At 51.3% G+C, this 21,047-nt stretch carries 12 protein-coding genes; 7 read left to right on the forward strand and 5 right to left on the reverse strand.

Annotated features, from left to right (window positions below):
- The first annotated feature begins 401 nt into the window (after positions 1–401).
- Complete coding sequence (locus JW953_02685) at positions 402–1,649, forward strand: tetratricopeptide repeat protein (protein ID MBN1991582.1); 1,248 nt, start codon at positions 402–404, stop codon at positions 1,647–1,649.
- A gap of 9 nt (positions 1,650–1,658) precedes the next feature.
- Here the strand turns inward: JW953_02685 and JW953_02690 are convergent, their stop codons facing one another.
- Together JW953_02690 and JW953_02695 are read right to left on the reverse strand one after the other, a co-directional pair.
- Positions 1,659–1,814 carry a hypothetical protein gene (locus JW953_02690; GenBank protein MBN1991583.1) on the reverse strand — a complete coding sequence of 52 codons (156 nt, stop codon included), beginning with the start codon at positions 1,812–1,814 and terminating at the stop codon, positions 1,659–1,661.
- A 189-nt stretch (positions 1,815–2,003) separates the two neighbouring features.
- On the reverse strand, positions 2,004–2,159 hold the full coding sequence (locus JW953_02695) for a hypothetical protein (protein ID MBN1991584.1): 156 nt from the start codon (positions 2,157–2,159) through the stop codon (positions 2,004–2,006).
- A gap of 553 nt (positions 2,160–2,712) precedes the next feature.
- Between JW953_02695 and JW953_02700 the strand changes: the two genes are divergently transcribed.
- The 6 genes from JW953_02700 (at position 2,713) to JW953_02725 (ending at position 14,170) form a co-directional block, all read left to right on the forward strand.
- Positions 2,713–4,119, forward strand: a complete 1,407-nt coding sequence (locus JW953_02700) for a winged helix-turn-helix domain-containing protein (GenBank protein MBN1991585.1) — start codon at positions 2,713–2,715, stop codon at positions 4,117–4,119.
- A gap of 115 nt (positions 4,120–4,234) precedes the next feature.
- Positions 4,235–4,624 (forward strand): hypothetical protein, encoded by a 390-nt coding sequence (locus JW953_02705; protein ID MBN1991586.1) that lies wholly within the window; start codon positions 4,235–4,237, stop codon positions 4,622–4,624.
- A gap of 100 nt (positions 4,625–4,724) precedes the next feature.
- Positions 4,725–6,278, forward strand: a complete 1,554-nt coding sequence (locus JW953_02710; GenBank protein MBN1991587.1) for a PD40 domain-containing protein — start codon at positions 4,725–4,727, stop codon at positions 6,276–6,278.
- A gap of 72 nt (positions 6,279–6,350) precedes the next feature.
- Positions 6,351–9,977: a CHAT domain-containing protein gene (locus JW953_02715; GenBank protein ID MBN1991588.1), complete on the forward strand. Its 3,627-nt coding sequence runs from the start codon at positions 6,351–6,353 to the stop codon at positions 9,975–9,977.
- Positions 9,967–11,640, forward strand: a complete 1,674-nt coding sequence (locus JW953_02720) for a PD40 domain-containing protein (protein ID MBN1991589.1) — start codon at positions 9,967–9,969, stop codon at positions 11,638–11,640. The genes JW953_02715 and JW953_02720 overlap by 11 nt, the downstream gene beginning before the upstream one ends.
- 19 nt (positions 11,641–11,659) lie before the next feature.
- On the forward strand, positions 11,660–14,170 hold the full coding sequence (locus tag JW953_02725) for a hypothetical protein (GenBank protein ID MBN1991590.1): 2,511 nt from the start codon (positions 11,660–11,662) through the stop codon (positions 14,168–14,170).
- An 8-nt stretch (positions 14,171–14,178) separates the two neighbouring features.
- On the opposite strand, the gene JW953_02730 is transcribed toward JW953_02725, so the two are convergent.
- The 3 genes from JW953_02730 to JW953_02740 all read right to left on the reverse strand — a co-directional run bounded on the left by JW953_02730 (position 14,179) and on the right by JW953_02740 (position 21,043).
- Entirely contained in the window at positions 14,179–19,293 is a 5,115-nt protein-coding gene (locus JW953_02730; protein ID MBN1991591.1) for a pre-peptidase C-terminal domain-containing protein, read from the reverse strand.
- An 83-nt stretch (positions 19,294–19,376) separates the two neighbouring features.
- Complete coding sequence (locus tag JW953_02735; protein ID MBN1991592.1) at positions 19,377–20,597, reverse strand: hypothetical protein; 1,221 nt, start codon at positions 20,595–20,597, stop codon at positions 19,377–19,379.
- Between the two features lie 14 nt (positions 20,598–20,611).
- On the reverse strand, positions 20,612–21,043 hold the full coding sequence (locus tag JW953_02740; protein MBN1991593.1) for a hypothetical protein: 432 nt from the start codon (positions 21,041–21,043) through the stop codon (positions 20,612–20,614).
- Positions 21,044–21,047 lie beyond the last annotated feature (4 nt).

The raw sequence follows: 21,047 nt of genomic DNA on the forward strand, positions 1-21,047 counted from the left end.
ACCAACTGCTAGCCCTTCAATCCCAACTATTTTGCCCCTTTTTTATCCCTTTTTTCCCTTTCCTATTCTCCTGCAAAAGTCGAGTCAGTAGATCCAAATTTATCGTAGAATGGCATCCCTATGCCGTCTGCCCACTCAGAATGGCGGCAGCTCCCACCTGCCGCGACCCCAAAGAGGATATTGTGACGGCGACGGCAATAGCGGCTGGAGCCAGTTTTATTGTTACTTCAGGTCGAGATTTGTTGGATGAAGAAACCCTTCGAGCGGCTCTAACAGCGTACAATCTCCGAGCCGTTTATCCCCCTGAATTCCTCGGTCAACAGACTCTTGTTTTTATCCAAAGACTATGATATGCTTTTTGTAGCAAACGTGCCGTCGCAAGGCCGAAGTGGGGCCTTTAAATGACAGACATCACCCTGACCAATTCCCAAAGCCGGGCCAATTTTTTTCAGCAAAAAGTGCTGGCCAATGTAGCTTACTGGCAAAAATGGGTAGCTGCAAATATGGCCGATGTGGCCGCCCTGGACCGCGAGCGTAGCGGCATTTTGCGGGGCATTGCCTTTGGCCTGGAGGCGGGACAGGCTGCCTGGCCGCTGGTTTATGAATTGATTGAGGGCTTTGCGCCGTATATGGAACGGCAGGGCCATTGGGAGGTATGGCGGAATGTGCTTATTCAGGCCGGCAGCACCGCCGCCCAACTTAACGATAAAACCAAAACGGTAGCCTTATCTATATCCTCGGCCCGGTTGCTGCAATGGCAAGCTCGTTTTGTTGAGGCCAAGCAAGCCTACCGGCGGGTCATTCATCTGGCCCGGCAAATAGACAATGCTGTTTACCGCGCCAGGGCCTACTCGAACCTGGGTTTTCTTTACACCGAACAAGGATATTGGTGGCGGGCGGAAATCTTGTGCCGGCACGCCCTACGCACCTTTGAGCAGTTAGATAATCTTCACGGACGCGCTCACACCCACAACCATTTAGGCGTTCTGTATACCCGGCAAGGGTGTTACGAATTGGCGCAGCCGCACTTTGAGCAGGCCAGTACGCTGTGGCAAACAATGGGCGATGACCACGGTTTGATGCGGGGTTATATCAATTTGGGGATGCTCTATGTGCTTACACAACAGCCGGACCCGGCGCTGGCCTACCTGCAAAAGGCCCTTCACCTGGCCCAACGGCTGGGGGAAGAAACAGAAATTGGCCTAATTTATCTGAACATAGGCATTGCTTATCGCCAGCAGGGTGAACCGGTGCAAGCCGAAGCTAATGCCCGGCAGTCCGCCACTATCTTTAAACGGTTTTTGAATTCAATGGGCCAGGCCCTGGCCTTGGACAATTTGGGCCTGGCCTGTTTGGACCAGGGCAAATGGGCAGAAGCCAATTCATCGTTCCACACTTCTCTGGAAATTTGGCGCAAGGTGGGCAGTAAACAGGGGGAACTGCGGACAATGATCTATATCCTGACGTACGAGGTGGAATTGGGACATTGGCCCCAAGCAGCCGCCCAACTGGCTGAAGTGGAGCGGCTGATGGCTACATACGGGCAGGACCCGCAACACCCGCTCTGGCGGGTATTGTTGGCCGACTGCCGCCGGCGTTTGCAAGAAGGTCTCCAGGGTTCGGACAACCCCGGAAACCCGAGTGATTAAGCCGGCCAATTAGCAACCGCCGCCGGATGCGCCAGTAGTGGTGCATGCATGGCTCTGAGATGTCACCGCCAGCCCAAAGGCGTCGGCGACCACGCCGGCAGAACCGGCCACGGCCAGCAACAGGGCCAGGCCCGCTACCACGGCAATGATGCGTCGCTTTAGCACTTCACTTTACCTCCTTTCACTTTTGAATTTTTGGGATTATTTAACGCCATTTGCATTTTAACACAAATAAGGAGAATGTTGTAATATTGACCCCCAAGAAGGATAAAAAACTCGCCGCAGCCTGACGGAGGCAACGCTCCTGGACTGCGGCGAGATAAGGTTATGCCCGGCAATACAGCCGCCTACAGCTTAGCAGCCGCCGCCGGAAGCGCCGGCACTGTTACAAGCATGACTCTGGGACGTAACCGCCAACCCAAAAGCATCGGCTACCACTCCGGCAGAACCGGCCACGGCCAGCAACAGGGCCAGGCCCGTTATTACGGCAATGATGCGTCGCTTTAGCACTTCAAATCACCTCCTTTCCAGGAGCTTCATTGAGTGCGGGGATCCCCGCCGCGGATAGGTTTGGCCCAGCCGCGGCACGCGCGTTTTCCCCAATGAGCGAGCTAAATCAGTTTAAAAGAGCCAACAAAGTTCCGGCCGGAACGTGGACACCAAGTTATTTTTTAATGCCCGTTGTTCAATCTCTTGTTGACTATTTTAACCAATAACAGGCAAATTTGCTTGAAGATTCTCTCAACAATTCATGAAAATGCGGGCGGTTTTCTGGTTGTTTATCAACTTTTTGGCCGCAAAAAATGATTAAAAATTTATCAAATGACCGCTGTAAAAATACAAATTCCTGGGAATTTCGCCCTAAAATGAAGTGACCTAGAAGATATGAGCCTCTTTTGGGGATTTGTATGCTGTTTTTGCAAAAGATTCTCAACAAACTCTCAATAAACTCTAAACTCTCCTTCAATTCTGCCAAAACTCATTTGCTCATTAAGATAAAATTCTTTAAACTCGATACTGTTCAGGCCTATAGTTGTTTTTTATAAGGTGGTCAGGTAGTTTGATGAAACCAGAACGATACGCCTTAAATTATCGCCAAAAACAAATGGAAATCATTGCCGCCTGGATTAACGCCGGGGAAAGTGGGGCGGTGATAGGGTTAGCCGGCGCCGGTAAATCCAACTTTCTTAAGTTCATGTGCCACCACCCTGAAGCTTTAAAACAACACCTTGACAATCCCGACCAGGTGGTCATCCCCATTGCGGTTGATTTTAATAATATGCCCACGTTTGATCTATCAACCTTTTACCGGATCATCCTGCGGGCGTTTTATGAGGCGGGCGAGGCGTTTGAGCCACATTTACAAGAATTGATTGAAGGCGTTTACCGCCAAAATCAACGCGAACAGGACCCCTTTTTGCCGCAGAGCGCCCTGCGGGAACTGTTGTTTTTGCTGGCCGCCACACAGATAAGGGTGGTGTTGGTGATGGACCGTTTTGATAATTTTTGCCAAATGGCCACACCGCCCATGTTTGATACCCTGCGCGGTTTACGAGACAGTTTTAAAAACAACTTGTGCTACCTGGTGGGGCTGCGGCATGAAATTGTTTACCTGACCGGGGCCATAGATTTGCGGGAGTTGAGCGAATTACTGGATATTCACACGTGCTGGTTAGGCCCTATGACTCAAGAAGACGCCCTACGCCTGATTGACGAAGAAACCCGGACGGCTGTGACCAGGCCAAGCAAAACCGAGAAGAATCTTATGCTGGAGCTGACCGGCGGTTATCCGGCCCTGCTCAAAGAAACTTGCCGGTGGTGGCGGTTAACAGCGGATAAGCCGGCCATGCGTAAATGGGCCGTGCCCTTGCTGGCAGACCAGGCCTTGCAAAACCGTTTAGTGGAGTTGTGGCAGGGTTTAACCGAAGAAGAAAAATTCGTCCTATCGGAGTTGGAAAAGCAGCAAACCCGAGCCGGCCGCGAAAGCGGTCAAGTGAAACAAACCCGTCAAAAAATCTATCAGGATTTGCAAACCAGATATGGCGATACTTTGGCCCGGCTGGCAGCCAAGGGCTTTTGTGACCAGGTAGGTAGTCAGTGGCGGTTCAAGGGCAAGCTACTGGCTCATTTTGTGGCTCAGGTTCAAGAGCGCGGGCGGGGGCGAATGTGGCGCGATAAAGTAACCGGAGAGTTCTGGCAGGGGCCGACCCGGTTGGAACTTTCTCCCCAACAACAAACTGCGCTCCTGTATTTTTTACAACACCCCCGAGAACCGCTCACCAAAACCGACTTGATTATGCACATTTGGCCCGATGAATGGGAAGAGGTGGAAGAGGCCAGCTTGTATCAACTGATCTGGCAATTGCGCCAACAAATAGAGCCAAATCCGGCCCGTCCCCGTTACATTCTCAACTGGCGCGGCACGCCAGAAGGAGGCTATCAATTTTTCTCAGAAGGCCGGGCGCAATAACCGGTCATCAATGGTGATAACGATTAATCGCGTTGGTTTTTTAGATAGCCAATGTTAAAATTGGCACAGTAACTCCAAAAAGGGCGAGGCCCATATATCATCAGGAGCGCGTGGTATGAATAGTGACAGCAAATTGCAACTCTTTCGCCGCTTGGTTCAAAACAAATCCCCGGCAGACCTTAAACGGCAGGCCGGGAAAGAAGCTTTCCAGATTCTCCGGCAAATAGACGAAGCCTGCGCCCGGCAAGATGAAGTCGCTCTTTTACAAACCATTGACCTTTACTTGACGCTCGCCTCGGTTGGTCACCGGGAAATCAAGGCCCAACCCGCCGATTTTAAGCCGGAGATGTTTAATGATCTGCGTGATTTTCTGGCCCCCATTTTACAAAATATGCCTCCCATTTCTGATAAAGAGAGGGGCTATCAACAGCCTGAACCTGAAAAAGATGTAGAACAGCCATCGCCCTGGTATGCCAGATTCGGCCGGCGACGTTCGGGATCTTAAACAATCCGGGGTTCAGGAGCCAGCATCTTCAGGTGCGGCTCGCTCATCCATTGGATGAGGCTTTTGCTGTCACAATCCTCAATGCCACCTGGAGGGATACATGAATCAGAAACCCCAAACCATAGACGAAATTGAAGCTGAGTATGAGTTGCTCAGTGAAAAACTTGACCATGAAAAACTTGACTATGATGAATTTGTCAAACAGGTGGACCGACTCCCCTCCTTCCCGGTTGGCAATCAGCAGTGGCGGCTCAACCGCGCCGGTGAGTGGGTTTACCAGGAAGGCGGTGTCTGGCAAAGAGGCAACATCCGTCAAGCCCTGGCAAAAGAAGAAACACTGACCGGCCAACATCCCCCCAAAGCAGCGGCGTTGACCGCAAAGCCGCCCGCCTCTTCAAAATTCTTGCCAACGGTTTTATCCCGTGTTTCAACATCAGTGCTGATAGGCGCAACAGTTTTGCTATTGTTGCTGGGAATGGGGCTGTTTAGCCTGCTCTGGGGTATTAGCCTGCGTAGTAAAAGCACAGCAACATCAATGCCCGTGGTTTCTGCGGATGACACATCTACCCCTGATTTTACGTTGACTACGCCTTGGCCCACCTTTACCCCTTCCCCTACCGCGTTGCCGCCTACCTTCACCTCTTCCCCTACATCCTTGCCGCCCACTTTTACCCCCAGCCCCGTTTTACCCCCAGACACGCCTGCCTGGCCCACTCCCACGCCTATGCCTACGGTCACTCAATCACCACCCTCGCCATCGCCGGAAAGCCAGGCGAAGGAGATAGTGCCGGTCACAACCACTCCGCCTACACCTGTGCTGCAAGGCAAAATTGCCTATGCCGACTATGATCCGGTCAATGAGACCTACCATATCCATCTCCTGGATTTGAGCGCAATGACCTCTACCAAATTCATCCCGGAGGCGGCCAATCCCTGCTTTAGCCCCAATGGACAAGAAATTGCTTACCGTTCCTGGGCCGCCGATAATCGAGGGCTGTGGGTACAAGAGGTTGGCGGTAGTAAAAGTTGGCAGCCCAGCGAGGGGTATGAATCGGCCCGCCCCCAGTGGTCCCCTGATGGCAAGGGACTGATTTTTTCTTCTCGCCAGGCCGGCGACCGCCGCTGGCAGTTGTATTATCCCATTGATCAGGCCATTGCCATCCCGGATTTAGGCTGGGCCGCCGATTGGCTGAACGCAGACACGCTCATTTATGCCGGTTCCATTAAAGAGCAGCCCGGCCTTTACCTGGCCAATCTTGATGGTTTCCAGGCTCGTCGTTTTACCAATAATCAAACCGATACCGCGCCGGCGGTGTCGGCTGATGGCAGTTATGTAGCCTACACCTCAAAGGGCGATAGTGGGGACAATTGGGATGTGTATATTGTTGACCACAATGGCAAGCCGGTGCGCCGCCTGACCACTCATCCCGACCGTGACGGCATTCCTGCCTGGTCTCCCGACGACCACTATCTTGCTTTTGCCTCCCATCGAAACGGCAGTTGGGGGCTTTGGGTAATAGATGCCGCCGGACAGGGTGAGCCAAAACTTCTGGCATCGCTCAATGGTTTGGACTTTTATCCCAGGCAAGCCACCGAAGTTGAGAAGCACGATTGGACAATGCATACAATCACCTGGAGTCCATTAAACCGATAAGGACGTTAGGTTGTTGATTGCTCTCATCTTTTCTGGATAATTTAAGTTTTGGAACTGCTCAAGGAGAGTTGAATGTCTTTACCTACAGCGCCCAAGATTAGATACCAATATTATGATTTTGTATTTAAAATACGCCAGACCGACCAAGAATATATTGTTGAAGCCGTCTCTCCCGATCGGGAAAGCAAAACCTACCCATTAGCTCAACCTGAATGGCCGGATCAAATTGAAGCCCCGGTGGTGGCCGATCCAACTGTAGCCCAACAGTTTGGGCGTCATCTCTTTAAGTCAATTTTCCGGGGCCCCATTCTTAATACCTATCGCCAATATTTGCGCAATATCAAAGCAGAGCAAGAAAACATGGCCGCCGGTTATGCCAAAGGCCTGCGCCTGATTGTAGATTTAGAGCAGGCCCCAAATTTAACCCGTATTCCGTGGGAATTTCTTTGTGATGAAGAAAAAGAGGGTGTAATATTTTTATGCCTGGACCCGCAAACTCCGGTGGTGCGTCGTTTGCGCCCAGGCGCACGCCCCGGCAATTTAAAATCTCCTCTCACTTTCTCTCTTTTGAGCGCGATGCCGGGAGGCACCATGCCGTTGGGTAAAACTCAGGAGGAAATCAGGGTAATTGAAGATATTCTAAAATCTAATGATAACGTGGCCGTAAAACCTCATCGGCTGGCGGCTAAAGTGAGCGATTTACTCAGCGCCATGAAAGAACAGCCCAACATTGTCCATTTTACCGGCCATGGCGATGACAATAGATTGGTGTTTGATGACAAAGAACTTTCCGCAGAGCAAATTAATCAAATTCTCAACGTAAACCATGCTCTGCGTTTAGCCGTAATCAATGCTTGCGAAGCAGGCCGGCAAGTGACCAAAACCCTGGCCGGCGGTGGAATACCGGCCATCATTGCCATGCAGTTCAAAGTTACCGACCTGGCCGGCGCAGCCTTTGCGCGAGAGTTCTATGAAAATCTAATGGCCGGCTACGCCCTGGAAACCGCTCTGGGTTTTGCTCGTGTGCAAATGAGCTGCGCAGCGGTTGAAGGCTCTTTGGAATGGGCAACCCCGGTGCTTTATTTGCAAACAGCCAGCGAGAGCGTTTTAGGGGATATTTTATTGACCACGCCTGAACCACAAGCGGCGTCAATCCTTGATGTGTCTCTCCCCGATGCCGACGAAAAAGTATTTCATTTTCTCTTGCAGCAGGGGAAGATTTGCAGCGGCCAGGGAAACCACCAGGCCGCCCTGGCCTTTTTAGAAGGGGCCAAACTCTTATCTCAAACTCAGCCCTCTTTTGGGATTTTTGAGGAAGACATCAATAAATCCATCGAGGTTTCTCAAATTGAATTGGCCGAAGCGCAGCGCCTGGCCAGGCTTGAACTGAGCAAAAATGTGCTATTTGAGCAAGCGCGTGAGTATGCCCAAAACAACCAATGGGCCGACGCGCTCAATTTATTGGGCACAATCGGCCACCTGCAACAAGATATTTCCCAACCAGAAGCCAAAGCCGAACAAACCTTTAATGTATCCGGCGAAATGAACAAGTTTTACCAGAACGTGCGCCAAGAATTGACCCGCATGCGGGAAAACCAGGCTCGTTTAACCCGGCTGGAAGCCTTTTACCGCAAAGCCGAAGAAAAATGGAACAAAGAGGAATGGGATGAAGCCATTATTTTTTTTGATAAAGCCGACGAAGAACTGCACGCTTTAAAGCATCGCCAGGCCGAGGTGGACCCTTGTTTCCAGGATACCGAAAAACGGGCCAACCAGGCCCGTATCCAAAAACGGCTGCACCAATTTTACGAACTTGGCATTAGCTTTTTTGAAAAAGAAAATTGGGATGAAGCAGTTAAAGCTTTTAAACAGGTTGATGAATTGAACCCATCCTTTCAGGAAAACCAGTGGTATTTTAGCGAGGCCCGCCGGAAGAAAAAACAGGAAGACATCTATCAACAGGGCAAAGCCGCTATCCAGGCCAAAAACTGGCGGTCGGCAATTGATACCTTACAAACCATCAAATCCGGCGAGCATCGGTTTCAAGATGCCTTTTTGGCCTTAAATTACGCCCAGGGCCATCTTTACATTCAAGACCAAAACTGGGCCGGCGCGGTAGAGGCTTTAGACACGGTAGTGCGTCGTCGCCCGGATTTTGAGGGGGATGCCCAACAACTGCACCAACAGGCCCGGTTTCGCCAGGAATTGCAAGAACGTTACCAAAGCGGCCACCAGGCCATCAAAGATAAGGAATGGAAAAAAGCTAAAGTTGATTTGGAGCGGGTTCAGTATGAACAACGTGACAAACCCAAAATTTACAACAACATAGACGAACTTTTAACCCTGATTGACGAAGAGATTCTGCTGGCCGAGCAGTACAAACAGGCCCAACGATTCCTGGATACCGGCAACTGGCAAAGAACCATTGACCTGCTTGAGCAAATCCACACCCGGCGCGATACCTACGAAAATAGCGGCCAGATGCTTGAGCAGGCCAGGCGAGAACTGGAGATTGAAATAGAGTTTGACCGGGGCCGGAAAGCGGCCCTGGACCAGCAGTGGCCCGACGCTATTCAATCCTTTCAGCGCGTACTTGAGCTAAATAATAACCACCCGGAAGCCCAACAGGGCCTGGACACCGCCCGCCGGACCCAAACAATGCAACAAAATTACCGGCAGGGCATAACCTTTCTTGAAAAAGGAGCAGCCAATTTTGATACCGAGACCCTGGAACTGGCCATCCAACACTTGCAACAGGTGGTAGAAATTGAGCCAGACTTTCGGGGTGATGCTGAAGCCAAACTCAAAGAGGCCCAACGGTTGTTAGAGGCTGAACGCAATTACCAAAAGGCGCTTCAGGCGGAAAAGGTTGAAGATTGGCCCCGGGCAGTAAAACTGTGGCAGCAGGTGGTTGACCTGGCCCGCGATCTCAATCGCGATTACCGCAATTCTGCCCAGCGCCTCAAACAGGCTTTGCAGCAACAAGACCTTGACAACCTCTATTGTCAGGTACAAACTCATCGCGCCAACCATGCCTGGGCCGAGGCAAAAGCCGTTTTAACCGACCTGGTGAAACGGGCCAATGATTATGGCCTGGCGCCCTATAAGGAAACACCCCAATGGCTCAACCAAGCCAAACGCGAAGCCCAAATAGCCGACCATTATGAAGACGGCCTGCTCTGCATGGATGCCGAGCGTTGGGACGACGCCCTGATGTGCTTTAACCGGGTGCTTGAATTGAATCCCGGCCACCACCAGGCCCAGGCTCAACTTAAGGAAGCGCAGCGCCAACGCCAACTGAAAAACAATTACCAGCAAGGGTTAAACGCTTTTCAAACCAAAGCTTGGGACCAAACCATCAGCCACCTGGAACAGGTAGTTAAAGAAGAACGGCATTACAAAGATGCCACAGGCCGCCTGGAAACTGCGCTCCATCAACAAAAACTGGCCGGTCTTTATGCCCAGGGGGTGGAATATGCCCAACAAGGAGAATGGGAACAGGCCTTTGACTGTTTTGACGAAATCAAACGCGCCGACCCTGACTACCACGACATTCAGGCGCAATGGCATCGGGCCTATGAATATAAGGAAATCAACCGCAAGTATCAACTAGCCCGCAAGTTTGAAGAGGAAGGCAAATTGGAAGAAGCCATCAAACTGTATGATGAAGTAGAGAAAAGGAGACAAAATGTCTGCTAGTTTTGAAGATGCCGCGGCGCGGAAAAAACAACTGGAACAAAAATTGCGTATCCTGCGCCACAAAGAACAGGCCAAAGCGTATGAAGACAGGTGTGAATGGGCCGACGCCCTGCGCCTGTATACCGAAATATTGACTGAAGACCCGGCTGACGAAGAAGCGCAAGACGGCGCCCGACGGATGCGGGAAAGCCTGATCATTCGCCTTTATGATGAAGGCAGCCGCTTATTTGAGGCCGAGCAGTGGCCCCAGGCCGTAGAAACTTTTACCCAACTTCTGCATCAGGTAGAACAGAGCGGTCAGTATGACTATCAAGACGCGCGCGCCAGGTTGCAACAAGCGCAAGAAAAAATTGCCCCACCTCGGCCCAAATTTCCAATGCCGTTTTGGGCCATTGGGGGCGGAGCAACTATTGTTTTGCTGGTCCTGATTTTTATTGTTGCGCTTATTATACTCAGACCATCATCTCCTTCTGGTGGCGAATTGGCCGGCGCTGCCATCAAAACCCTGACCTCCACGCCGGATGTCCACACCCCGGAATCGGCTACCCCTAATACCTACAAACCTCAGAATAATCCTGATACTCCAACCCTTCCGGTTGCTACAGATACACCCGCCGCTGAATTAACCATTGAACCATCCCAAACCTTAATTCCTGAACCTACCGATGAGCCGACCATTGAACCAACCTCCCCCCCTGCCGTTGCCCCTACATCAAAATCCGCCACCGGGCCAACAGCCACTCCAATTGCGGTATCGTCCCCCGAACCGGCCACTACTCCCACCGAGGCCCCCACCCCCACCGGCAAAATTGCTGTGCCCGTTTACGACACGCAAAACGGCACCTACCATGTTTACATTGCCCGGGCCAATGATGGCTGGCGGCCAAAACTATTTCTGGCCGATAGCAGCCAGCCGGCTTTTTCTGCCGATGGTCAGTGGATTATTGTCCGCACCTGGCCTTCGGAAATACATCACTTTGGCCAGCGCCTGGTGCTTTTCCCCAGCCTCAACATAGAGGCCGGAGATGAACGATGGATGACCCTGAATCTGGAAGACGCCCACCCCAGCCTGCGCCGTGGAGATAATGAGATAGTTTTTCACACCTTGCGCGGTGGGCGGGAACAACCCGACCTGTTCACGCTTGGCGCCTGGGAAGGCGCAGAAACAAGCGTGGATAATCAAGTTTTGATCGGGCGGGGCGAAAACCCTGATTGGTTGGGTAGCAAAATTGTGTATTATTCGCCTGAATCGCCGGAAGGGGTGTATGTTAGAGACAGCAGCGGCAGCAGCAAACAGATTCTAAATGTGTTTGGCGTGGTTGTTCCGGCCGGCGCCCCGGACGGCGATCAAGTAGCCGTATCGCTTAAAAAACCGGACGACTATTGGCACGTTTACACCCTTTCCGCCGGCCAGGGTGAGAAGAGTCTGAAACAGTTGACCCATCAAACCACCAACGACCAACTGCCCGTTTGGTCCCCCGATGGGCAGTTTATCGCCTTTGTCTCTAACCGAAACAACCATTACGCCGTGTGGGTAATGAACGCCGATGGAAGCAATCAAGACGAGTTGTTCAGACTCAACGGTCCTCTTGACGGTACAGTATCCCTGGCCGTAGATTTATCGCGTGGTTGGAGCGAAGAACGGCTTTCTTGGGCGCCATAGCCCAATCAGGAGGTTATCGGTGCAACCTGATATTCAAAATCCCCAAAAATTGAATTTGCCGGCCGGAACGGAACTTGTTTTTGCGGAAATATTCCGGCTGCATCAGCGGATAATCATTGAAAAAGAGTTTGGACGCGGCTTTGGCGAAAGCCGCGTTTTTATGGTTCATCCCATCAAGAATGACCAAACCGCTGAGTTGCGGACCGTTATTAAAATAGCTCCGGCTAACTTAATAAAAAAAGAGGAAGAAGCCTACCGTCACTATATCCACCACAAATTGCCCAACACTGTTCAGATTCAAAATGATGCGGTTTACCCGCCAAATTGTGCCTGGGGTGGAATTCGTTATTCGTTAGTTGGCAGTAATACTTTTAAAGTGGAGGATTTGGGCCATTACTGTTTAATCAGAGATGTTAAGGATATTCTTTTTACCCTGGCCAGGTTGTATGAAGTGATGGGCCATATCTGGCAACATCGTCACACCGACGATGCGTTTTTGCTACAGCCAGGCTACGACCAACTATTGCCGGTTAATTTACTCATTAAACCCGTTGAATTGACGCCAGAGGTTGAACCACAATTGCTCAAGCCGGATAATTATTCCCTCCAGCTGCTCAAATCGGGTGATTATGTCCGCCTGGAAGGTTTTCTGGTTACCGAACTCAATCAAGACAAAAAAGAAGTCACCCTCAATTTGCCGCCTGCGCCGGATAATCAATATGCCTCTTATCGCCTGCGATTGGCGCCGGTGCAGCCAGAGCAATTCTGCCTCAACAAAACTATGAGGCCCTTTACCGGGGTGGTGGTAAAGACCCGTTATGAATTGCTGGTAGATTATGTTCGGCCAACATTAGACCCCAATCTTGACCTATCCGCCGATACTGTTACTCTCACCAGGCCCAATCAAACCATTACGCTGCCCAATCCGCTGGCGGTTCTCCCTGGTATATTAGGTCAACCCCTTAGCGTATTTTTGGCCTGTATCCATGGCGATTTAAATTTAAAGAATATTCTGGTTGATGCAGACACGCGAGAAGTAACCTTGATTGATTTTGCCACCGCCCGTCAAAATGACCACGTGCTGCATGATTTCCTGCGTCTGGAAACAGGGATGATGACCCAGCTATTGACAGGTGTAATTGACCGGAATAGATTACCTGTGGCCGAGACTATTTATACCTTTTACGAGCAGTTGCACCATGCCGGTTTTTACATAACTGAGCCATTTATTCCTCAACTACCCCACCCGGCCTTGCAAAAAACTTTTGCGATGTTGCTAACCGTCCGCCAAACAGCGCGTCAATACCTGTTTAATGCTCACAGTTTCACCGAGTATTACCAGGGCCTGACCATTTATTTGTTAGGATCGCTCAAATTTAAAGACCTGAATGATACGGCTAAACAAATAGCCTTTTGGGGCGCGGCCACGGCGCAGCAGTTGATAAGTAAACCCTCCCTCCTGAGTGAAACACCAAAACTCGCCGCCTTTGCCCGCCCGGTATCCGTTAAAACGCCAACCGGCATCCGCATGCTTGGTTGTTTTTATGAAGACGGAATTTCTGAACAAGAAATTCAAAAAAGCATGCCGGAAATAGCCGGGGGGACCGGCCTCAAAACCCCGCTGATTTCTGCCTTCCCTCAACACAAACCAACCAGCTTTATAGCGCAAGAGAGTGATGAAACAGCCGGGTTACTCTATCAACCCACAGTTAAAGCATTGTTGGGCCAGGACTACTGCGTGTTTTTGCAGATTCTTTCTGCCCGCAACGATGATTATTGCGCCCCCTGGGCCGAGGTGATGCAGGCGTTGCAGGCGCTTACCCCAGACGTGACTCTTCACAATCTCCCCATCCAATTTGACCGGCAAGTTTATACCTGCCGTGAAATTCCCAACACGCCTTTGGCTGAAAAGCTGCCGCCTCTCTTTGATGATGAAAGCCGCCCCGATGCGGTCAGCCGGTTACAGGGGCTATCGCTGCCGCTGATTTGCGCCTATTGGTCTCATTTAAACCGTTACGCCTTGTTTCCCGCCTCCTTGCTGCCCGCCAACCCCGCCGACCAGGACCGGGTTATTTTTAAGGCCCTTGACGACCTGGCCCGCCTGGAAATATACCGGCGCAAATTACGTCTTGGTTATGAATACTACCAACAACATTACGACCCGGTAAAGGCTATAGAAGATCAGGCCATCCGGCAGATGGACCGGGCCTGGCGTGAACTCAACCGGGCGTCTGCGGCTCAACGCCGGCAAATGTTGAGCCAACTCAACCGGCATTTCATCAATCTCTCTCGCCTTGCCGTAGGCGTTTCCAAATATAATGATAACCTGGCCCAACCCAATTACCTCAACTTAAAAGGGCAATTACAAAGCTGGCATGAAACCCCTTTGGCTGAATACCCTACCCTCTCAGACCTCTTTTTACCTGAAGCTGAACAAATTGTCGCTGTTCTGGCTGAATTTTCTAAACGTATTGCCAATACGTGCGCCCGGTTGAGCGATCTCATTCAGGCAATCCGGGATGGGGAGTAATTGACCGGTTATTTTATAATTATCGGCAGGAATACCTTTGTCGCCATCTCAAAACTCCCGGTTTCCGCAACGGACACTTCATAAGCTGTAGTAGAACCATAGGCATACGGGTCCCAGTGCTCAACCCTGATATAGTAGATACCCTCACCGGTCGCCCCCCACTCCAGGCGAGAGGCGGGCCAGTTGTTGGGATCGTCGTCGTTGGAGGCGATGAGGGTTACGCCGTCATTGCCATACAGATAGATGATGGTGTCGGCGTGACCGCCGGTATTGGTTGTCACCAGGGTGTAGGTTACGCCCGCAGTGGCCGTAAATTTGAGCCAGTCTTGGTCGCCGTCGGTGTGGAAGTTGTGAGGCTGCCAGGTTCCATCTGTGGGGATGGTGGAAGCTGAAATTTTGCTGTTATCCGCTTCATACGCATCCGGGGCGACAGGTGAGGTTTGTACCGTGTACTGCGCGTCGCCATCCCCGCTTGCATAAACGCTCTGGTTGCCGACAACATCCCGGGCGCGGGCGCGGAAGTAGTAGGTGTGTCCATCCTGGCCTACGAAAGAAGTATAGGTGTCGGTCGTGGTGGTCAGCAAATTGGTCCAGGTTCCGGCGGCGCCATCCCGATATTGAACGTCGTAATCGGCCATACCGGACAGATTATCCGTACCGGACCACCACAGGTGAAAGTCAACGAAAGGCGCGTCGCCGTACATCGGGCCGGTACTTACGCTGACGGTGGGCGGGGTGCGATCAATCCCAAGGTTCCACACAGCCGCGCCGGTCCAGTTACCGGCCCAGTCAAAGGCCCAGATGTAGAAAGCTCCGCCTTGTTGCTCGGCCAGGCCACTGGTGTCAAAGTCCCAACTCCAACCGTCCCGGCTGTCATAGTCGGCGCCCAGCCAGGTCCATTCCGAATTTTCCCAGTCGGCGTCGTGCCACAGGAACTCGACGCGATTGACGCCGCTTTCGTTATCCGTAGCCAGGGCGGTGACGGTCTGGGTGGTAGGATCAAGCCAGCCGTCACTGGCGGGTAAAGTGATCTGAGCCGAGGCGGGGTTGGTGGTATCGGTAGAGAGGTTGATGGTATAGAAATGGTCGCTACTGCCCGCCGAGGGGTGGTCCCAGGCCCGGACTTTGATGTAGTAGGTGTCGTCGCGCGGCAACTGGTAGCCCAACTGCGAGTCCTGCACCTCGCCCAAAACCTCATCATCATTGGCGGCCAGAACAGTCGTCCCGTCGCTGTCGAGTAGGAAAATGTAGGAGTCCAGGGCCGAGCCGTTGACTTTGGCGTCAATGTCCACCACCACTTTGTCGCCGGTGGAGCCGGTGAATTTATAAAAGTCATAGTCGCCGCCGGCGCAGATGTTGGCGTTGCGGCTTTGGCCGTAAGACAGGGTGGTAGCCTGGGTCGGGGTGTTGTTCGGTTCGTAGCTATCGGCGCAGGTGGGCGGAGGCGTGGTGGTGATGCTGAAGTCATCGAGATACCAACCCCGGTAAGTGTTGTAGCCATCATCGATGGTGTCAAAGTGGAAACGTACCTGGATGGTGTGACCGGCGTAACCGGACAGGTCAATCACCCGGCTTTGCAGCCACCAGTTCATTGGATCGTCGTAGAGTTGCAGCACGTTCTCAAACGGCCCGCCATCCATCGAGATTTGTACCCAACGCTGGTCCCAACTCGTCCACATCGATTCGGTTTCGTACGCATACCAGAAACGCAGGTAATAGCCGGCGCTTGGGATGTAAACGATGGGGGAAGTCAGGTCGCCGGAGTTGGCCGCGCCAGTGTCGTAGTCTCCGGTGTCGTCTTGGCCGTACCACCAGCTATGGCTACCGCTATAGGCGGCATAATAAGGACTACTACTGTTGACCTGGTGCCAAAGGCCGGTGGTCGTCCAGCCGTTAAGACCATTTTCCATATTATCGAAATATGGAGCCGAGGGTGTCCAATAGAATTGATGCTCCCAGGTATTGTTGGTCTCATCCGATTCGGCCACCGTATTCTCCGGGTCGGCCACCAGGCGCACGGTATGCCAACCGGGGGTGCTGATGACTTCCATCCAGTCGTCAAAGCCGCCATATTGTCCGGGTGAGTAATTGGGTTGACTATAGTGGACGTAGCGGGTGCTATCCACCCAAAGGTCAAAATAGAACCCGCCCGGCGCGGTCGCTGTGCCGCTATTGACAAAGTACCAATCAAAGTAGGTGGGCTGGCCCGCGTAGAGTGTATTGGGCGTATGCGTCCCTGTCACAGATGAAGGCACCACCGGATAGGTATAGCCGGGCCGGGTATACGGCCGTAAATCTGGCAGAGACGGCACACATGAAGGAGTAGTGATATTCACCGTATTGCTGGCGTTCGATTCGATGCTGCCTTTATAGGCTTTGACGTAGTAAGAGTAGCCGGTATCTCCACTTAAGCCGGTGTTTTGGTAATTGGTGACATTGGCGCCAACCTGGGCCAGATAAGCGCCATTGCGATAAATCCTATAAGCGTCTTCGTTGCCGGTATCATTCCAGTAAAGATTGACCTGACTACAGGAGACGGCCTGCGCATTCAGCCCAGATGGCGCCGCCGGTTTGACAGTAAACGTCCACGTGCTGCTCCAGCCGCTTTCGCCCGCACTGTTGCGCGCCTTGACGCGCCACGAGTAGGTATAACCGGGCCACTGCGAGCCGATGTTTTTGGAGGTGCCGCTTTGCCAGCCAAAGGTGAGGGTGCCGCCAGGCCCGCCCCAGATTTCGCCGTAATATTCATTGCCGGTGGCCGACCAGGCCAGGGTGATACTTTCGCCTTCGTTGAAAGAAGCACCATTAGCCGGCGACTGTAAGGCAGGCGCTGAAGGAGGGTTGACCAAAGGAGGACAACTGGACTGGTGATACAAGGCGAATGACGACATTTCATCATTGAGGCGCGATCCATCATCAAAAGTATCATTGGCAAAATCGTCGTCACTTGAAGTGAAGCATTTACTTGGCTCGCCCAGGTTGGCATGCTTAAATACACGCACAGACCAGCCGGATTTGAGGAGAACCGATGATATCTGGTCATTGTAACCGGAACAACCATCTAAATTATTATAATTCCCTTCATTGTCGCCGTAGCAGTATCCCCCTCCGCCATAGTTTGCGTCTTTATAGAACTGAACTGAATGGTCAGGGGATGGCGGGCCGGAATCAGGATTAATACGGAAACGGCGCACCGCCCAGTTAGCCCCGTTGGGCGCGTTGGCCGCTTTGACACCCCACCAAAGGTCTTGATTGTCGTGGCCGTTAATTGTCTCGGTACGCTGGGTGCCTCCTTCCCCTGTGTCTATGAAGCAGTTGCTCAAGTTATCAACGTTAGACGAAGTACATACTCGAAAAGTGTAACCATTAAAGGTGCAGCCGCTGACCGCATTCCAGCGGAAGGTAACAGTCCGGTTATTCAAGGTGACGCCATCAGGAGGTTCGATGAGAGAGGGGGCAGAGCAAGAACTACCTTCCCCTTCACCTGCTTTGAACCAACTACCAATGTCACGTGTCTCCTCACCACGTCGCCAAAGTTCGTCTGATAAATTAAGGGACCAATTCTCGACCTGAAACGATTCTGCATTTGGGAAACCCCAATGCACATGAAACCAACCTGCTCCTTGTGTGGCATATCCACATGTGTTACTAAAATCGCCAGATTTCATTTGACCAAGTATATCTCCCTGGCTGAAATAGTAACCACTATGAAGATTACCGTTATTTAACAAATGCGTGTAGAAGAGATCACCGATTTTGATAGCAACACTAGTTCCATCATTACAAACGTAACTGATACTACCCGAAGCCGCAGCGAGCAACGTATTAGGGGCATGTCCTGCTCCAGTATCACCATCAGATAGAAAATCTACCGCCTTCCAGTCAGAAACCACACCAGAAAATCCATTGTTGTGTACTCCATTGGAACCATATCGCATGCTCGTACCCGTTGGCCAAGGAAACCTATAGGTACTGTCAGCAGCTTGTAGCTGTCGCTGGAGCGGATCCAGTTCTTGTTTGGTTCTGCCATCAAGAATTTGATCCGGTATGTCAGATAGGAGGGTTGAGAATTTTTCTGTACCTTCCACAGCGCCTTCCCAATTGCCATTATTATCTCGGTGTAATAAGACTAAACCGAACCAAATACCGTTATCAAGCAGATTCCAACTTAAATCTGCTTCTATCCCTACAAGACCAGCAACAGATACGAAAGACCATTTATCCATCTCTTGGAGTCCTGTGATAGCGTAGTATTCAACAATGGGTAAAGCATCAGATGCTTGGATCAAAGCCAAACGAGTAATATTTTCAACTGCTGGTTCTACTTCTATCGTTCCTGGTAACATCTCGGGCTGTTTCAACTCGGGGATAGATGCATTGAAAACAACCATCGGCAAATAAACCGTATATGAAGCCGCACTTGCAATCTGAGTATCCGTCAAAACGTCAACCCACCCAAACACCGGCGTCGGAGTCGGTGTGGGACCGGCCTGGCTGAAAATGGCGGGAGGATTGACCTTACCCGGAACCGGCGGCGGCACATCCGGCGTGGCCGGAGCAGGACGCTGCGCCGCAATTATATCGGCCTGCTGCTGCAACTGGGCTTTCTCTGTCGTCGAGATCAACTTCTCCGGCGCATCGGCCAGCCATTGGCGGTACACCTCATCGCCATCCGGCAGCAGGGCCTGCCATTCGCCGCCGGGCAGGCGTTGGGCCAGGAGGTGTAATTCAGGCGGCAAGGCGGTTGTACCGGCTCTGTCCTCAACCACCGCGATGGCGTGTGCCCAGTCGCCTTCGATTTTGAGGCCAGTCAATTCTAGGAACAGGCGGGGGCCGTAATAGTCGCGGTACTTGGCCAGGGCGGTCTCCATAACCTGACGGGCGCGGGCGACTTCGGCTTTGGGCGGCAGTTGGCCCGGGGCGGGGGTGGGTGCGGCCTGGGCGGAAAAGTTCTCGCCCGCACCGGTCAGGTCGGGCGGCTGGGCGGTGGGGGTCGGCGAAACGGGTGGTGGGGCTTCGGCAAAGGCTGGCATAGGGCGGAATATACCGGGAATCAGGCTATTTGTCAGAATTACGACTATACACAGCAGTGAGACAAGCTTCTTGAATGTTTCTTTGCGCATGAGAACACCCTCCTAATAACTTGGGGTTAGGCAGAGGCAATGCCTTCGCCTAACCGAAATCTTCATCTCGGTGATATGCTTTTCTACGACTTCTTCGTTACCCGATCCCATAAAAACCACAAGAATGACATTCCGGCCAAGACAGTACCAGAAAAAGGAAAGGAATACATAGATGCCAAATCCCGAACAATCTTCCAGGTGGGATTTTCTAATTGAATAAAAAACCCTAATTCTGGGATACTCTGCCAAATCATCGGACCAGTTTCTATCTGGGGAATAAGTTGAGTGCTGGTCGTTTTCTTCAAAGCATTGTGATCGAGTGGCCGGACATAAAAAACCTCCGGCGCTCCGCCAGGGTTGTCTGTCTTGAGTGCAAGTTGAGCACTCATAAGGTTGCCGTTTTTATCTACAAGTTCAAGTATGGTCCGATCGTACTGAAAGAGTAGAGTCAAGGTATCAGTTTGGACTGCATTGTGGCCGATAACCGAAACAGTCACGCTTTTATTGATCGTCCCGATGTCATCAGCCGTGAGCCAACCGGGATGATTGATATGGATACCGACGTTGGCAATGCCATAAGAGGCCAGATTCTCTATAACTATAGAACTTGTGCCACAATGGGCCTCTTTTGAAAAAAACCACAAACCGGCCAGAAAGAATGCAATGGCCAATAACGTTACTTTTCCTACCCGCCGCCAATCTTTGATGACAATTATCAAACCAACTACCATCATCATCAACAGAGTCAGACCTAAAAATAACAGTTGTTCAATCGAAAAGATGACCACATTGAATCCCAGAAGAACTGCCAAAATGATTTCGGATAACCAGATAGAAATAGCGATTCTCCACTCTTTGATCGTCCCTCCAATTTTGGGAGATTGAGCGGATTGGTCTTGTGCCAAGTTTTTGTTTTTCCAAACCGTAAAGTCGGCTAGGGTGCGACATAATAAACAGGCCATTCGTTTTTGGATGTCCAGATTGTGTTGCCTGGGAATTATTTCTATCAACTTTTTGGCCAATCTTCGATCTGTAGGAACGTTATCAAAATAATCAAGAGCCAATCCACGGTCTTTATGTCGCCTGGCCGATAATTGAGCCAATTTGGTGAGGTAGGTTTCCTCGTCTATTAAAAATTTTTCCTCTTTACGGTAAGCCCTGTCTACAAACCATGCTCGAACATACTTGATGTAAATTTCTTGGGCCCATCCACTTTCTGAAACCAATCGGACGAGCATTTGAATGAATATGAATACGCCCAGGGTAACAAAGATAGTCACAATCACCTGAAATGTAATAATCACTTAATTTTCCCTTCTTATTGTTCAAGGCCAAGCACGCTAAAAACTTGCTCTTTCACCTGTGAAGGCAGCAATCCCCGCTTGGGCAAATATCCGGCCAACTCTAAATGATCCAAATTAAAGCGGGAAATAGGCTCCCGAACCACCGACAACATCAGAACCGGACACTCAACTTGTAGCTCAGTTTTGAGCCATTTGAGTAAGCCAATCCCCGCATATTCTTCATTTCCCCAGGATGCTACTTTTTCCGGGGGAGTTTCAGCCTCACCTGTCAAAGGCAAAATCAGATCGACCATGATCAAATCATATCCTTGCCAATTTTGCGCCTTTTCGAAGCCTTCAGTAGCAGAGGTGGCTACGTCTATTTCAAAACCTGCCTTAGCCAGAGGACGGACGAGCCCCTTAATGGCAAAATGATCGTCTTCAATCCATAAAATATGTTTGTTCATAGGT

The sequence above is a fragment of the Anaerolineae bacterium genome, assembly GCA_016931895.1.
Lineage (GTDB): Bacteria > Chloroflexota > Anaerolineae > 4572-78 > J111 > JAFGNV01.

What these genes read in the sequence shown, in the direction of transcription:
- JW953_02720 (MBN1991589.1), top strand. Translation starts at nt 9,967, where the DNA reads ATGTCTGCTAGTTTTGAAGATGCCGCGGCGCGGAAAAAACAACTGGAA.
- JW953_02730 (MBN1991591.1), bottom strand. Translation starts at nt 19,293, where the DNA reads ATGCGCAAAGAAACATTCAAGAAGCTTGTCTCACTGCTGTGTATAGTC.
- JW953_02715 (MBN1991588.1), top strand. Translation starts at nt 6,351, where the DNA reads ATGTCTTTACCTACAGCGCCCAAGATTAGATACCAATATTATGATTTT.
- JW953_02710 (MBN1991587.1), top strand. Translation starts at nt 4,725, where the DNA reads ATGAATCAGAAACCCCAAACCATAGACGAAATTGAAGCTGAGTATGAG.
- JW953_02685 (MBN1991582.1), top strand. Translation starts at nt 402, where the DNA reads ATGACAGACATCACCCTGACCAATTCCCAAAGCCGGGCCAATTTTTTT.
- JW953_02705 (MBN1991586.1), top strand. Translation starts at nt 4,235, where the DNA reads ATGAATAGTGACAGCAAATTGCAACTCTTTCGCCGCTTGGTTCAAAAC.
- JW953_02740 (MBN1991593.1), bottom strand. Translation starts at nt 21,043, where the DNA reads ATGAACAAACATATTTTATGGATTGAAGACGATCATTTTGCCATTAAG.
- JW953_02700 (MBN1991585.1), top strand. Translation starts at nt 2,713, where the DNA reads ATGAAACCAGAACGATACGCCTTAAATTATCGCCAAAAACAAATGGAA.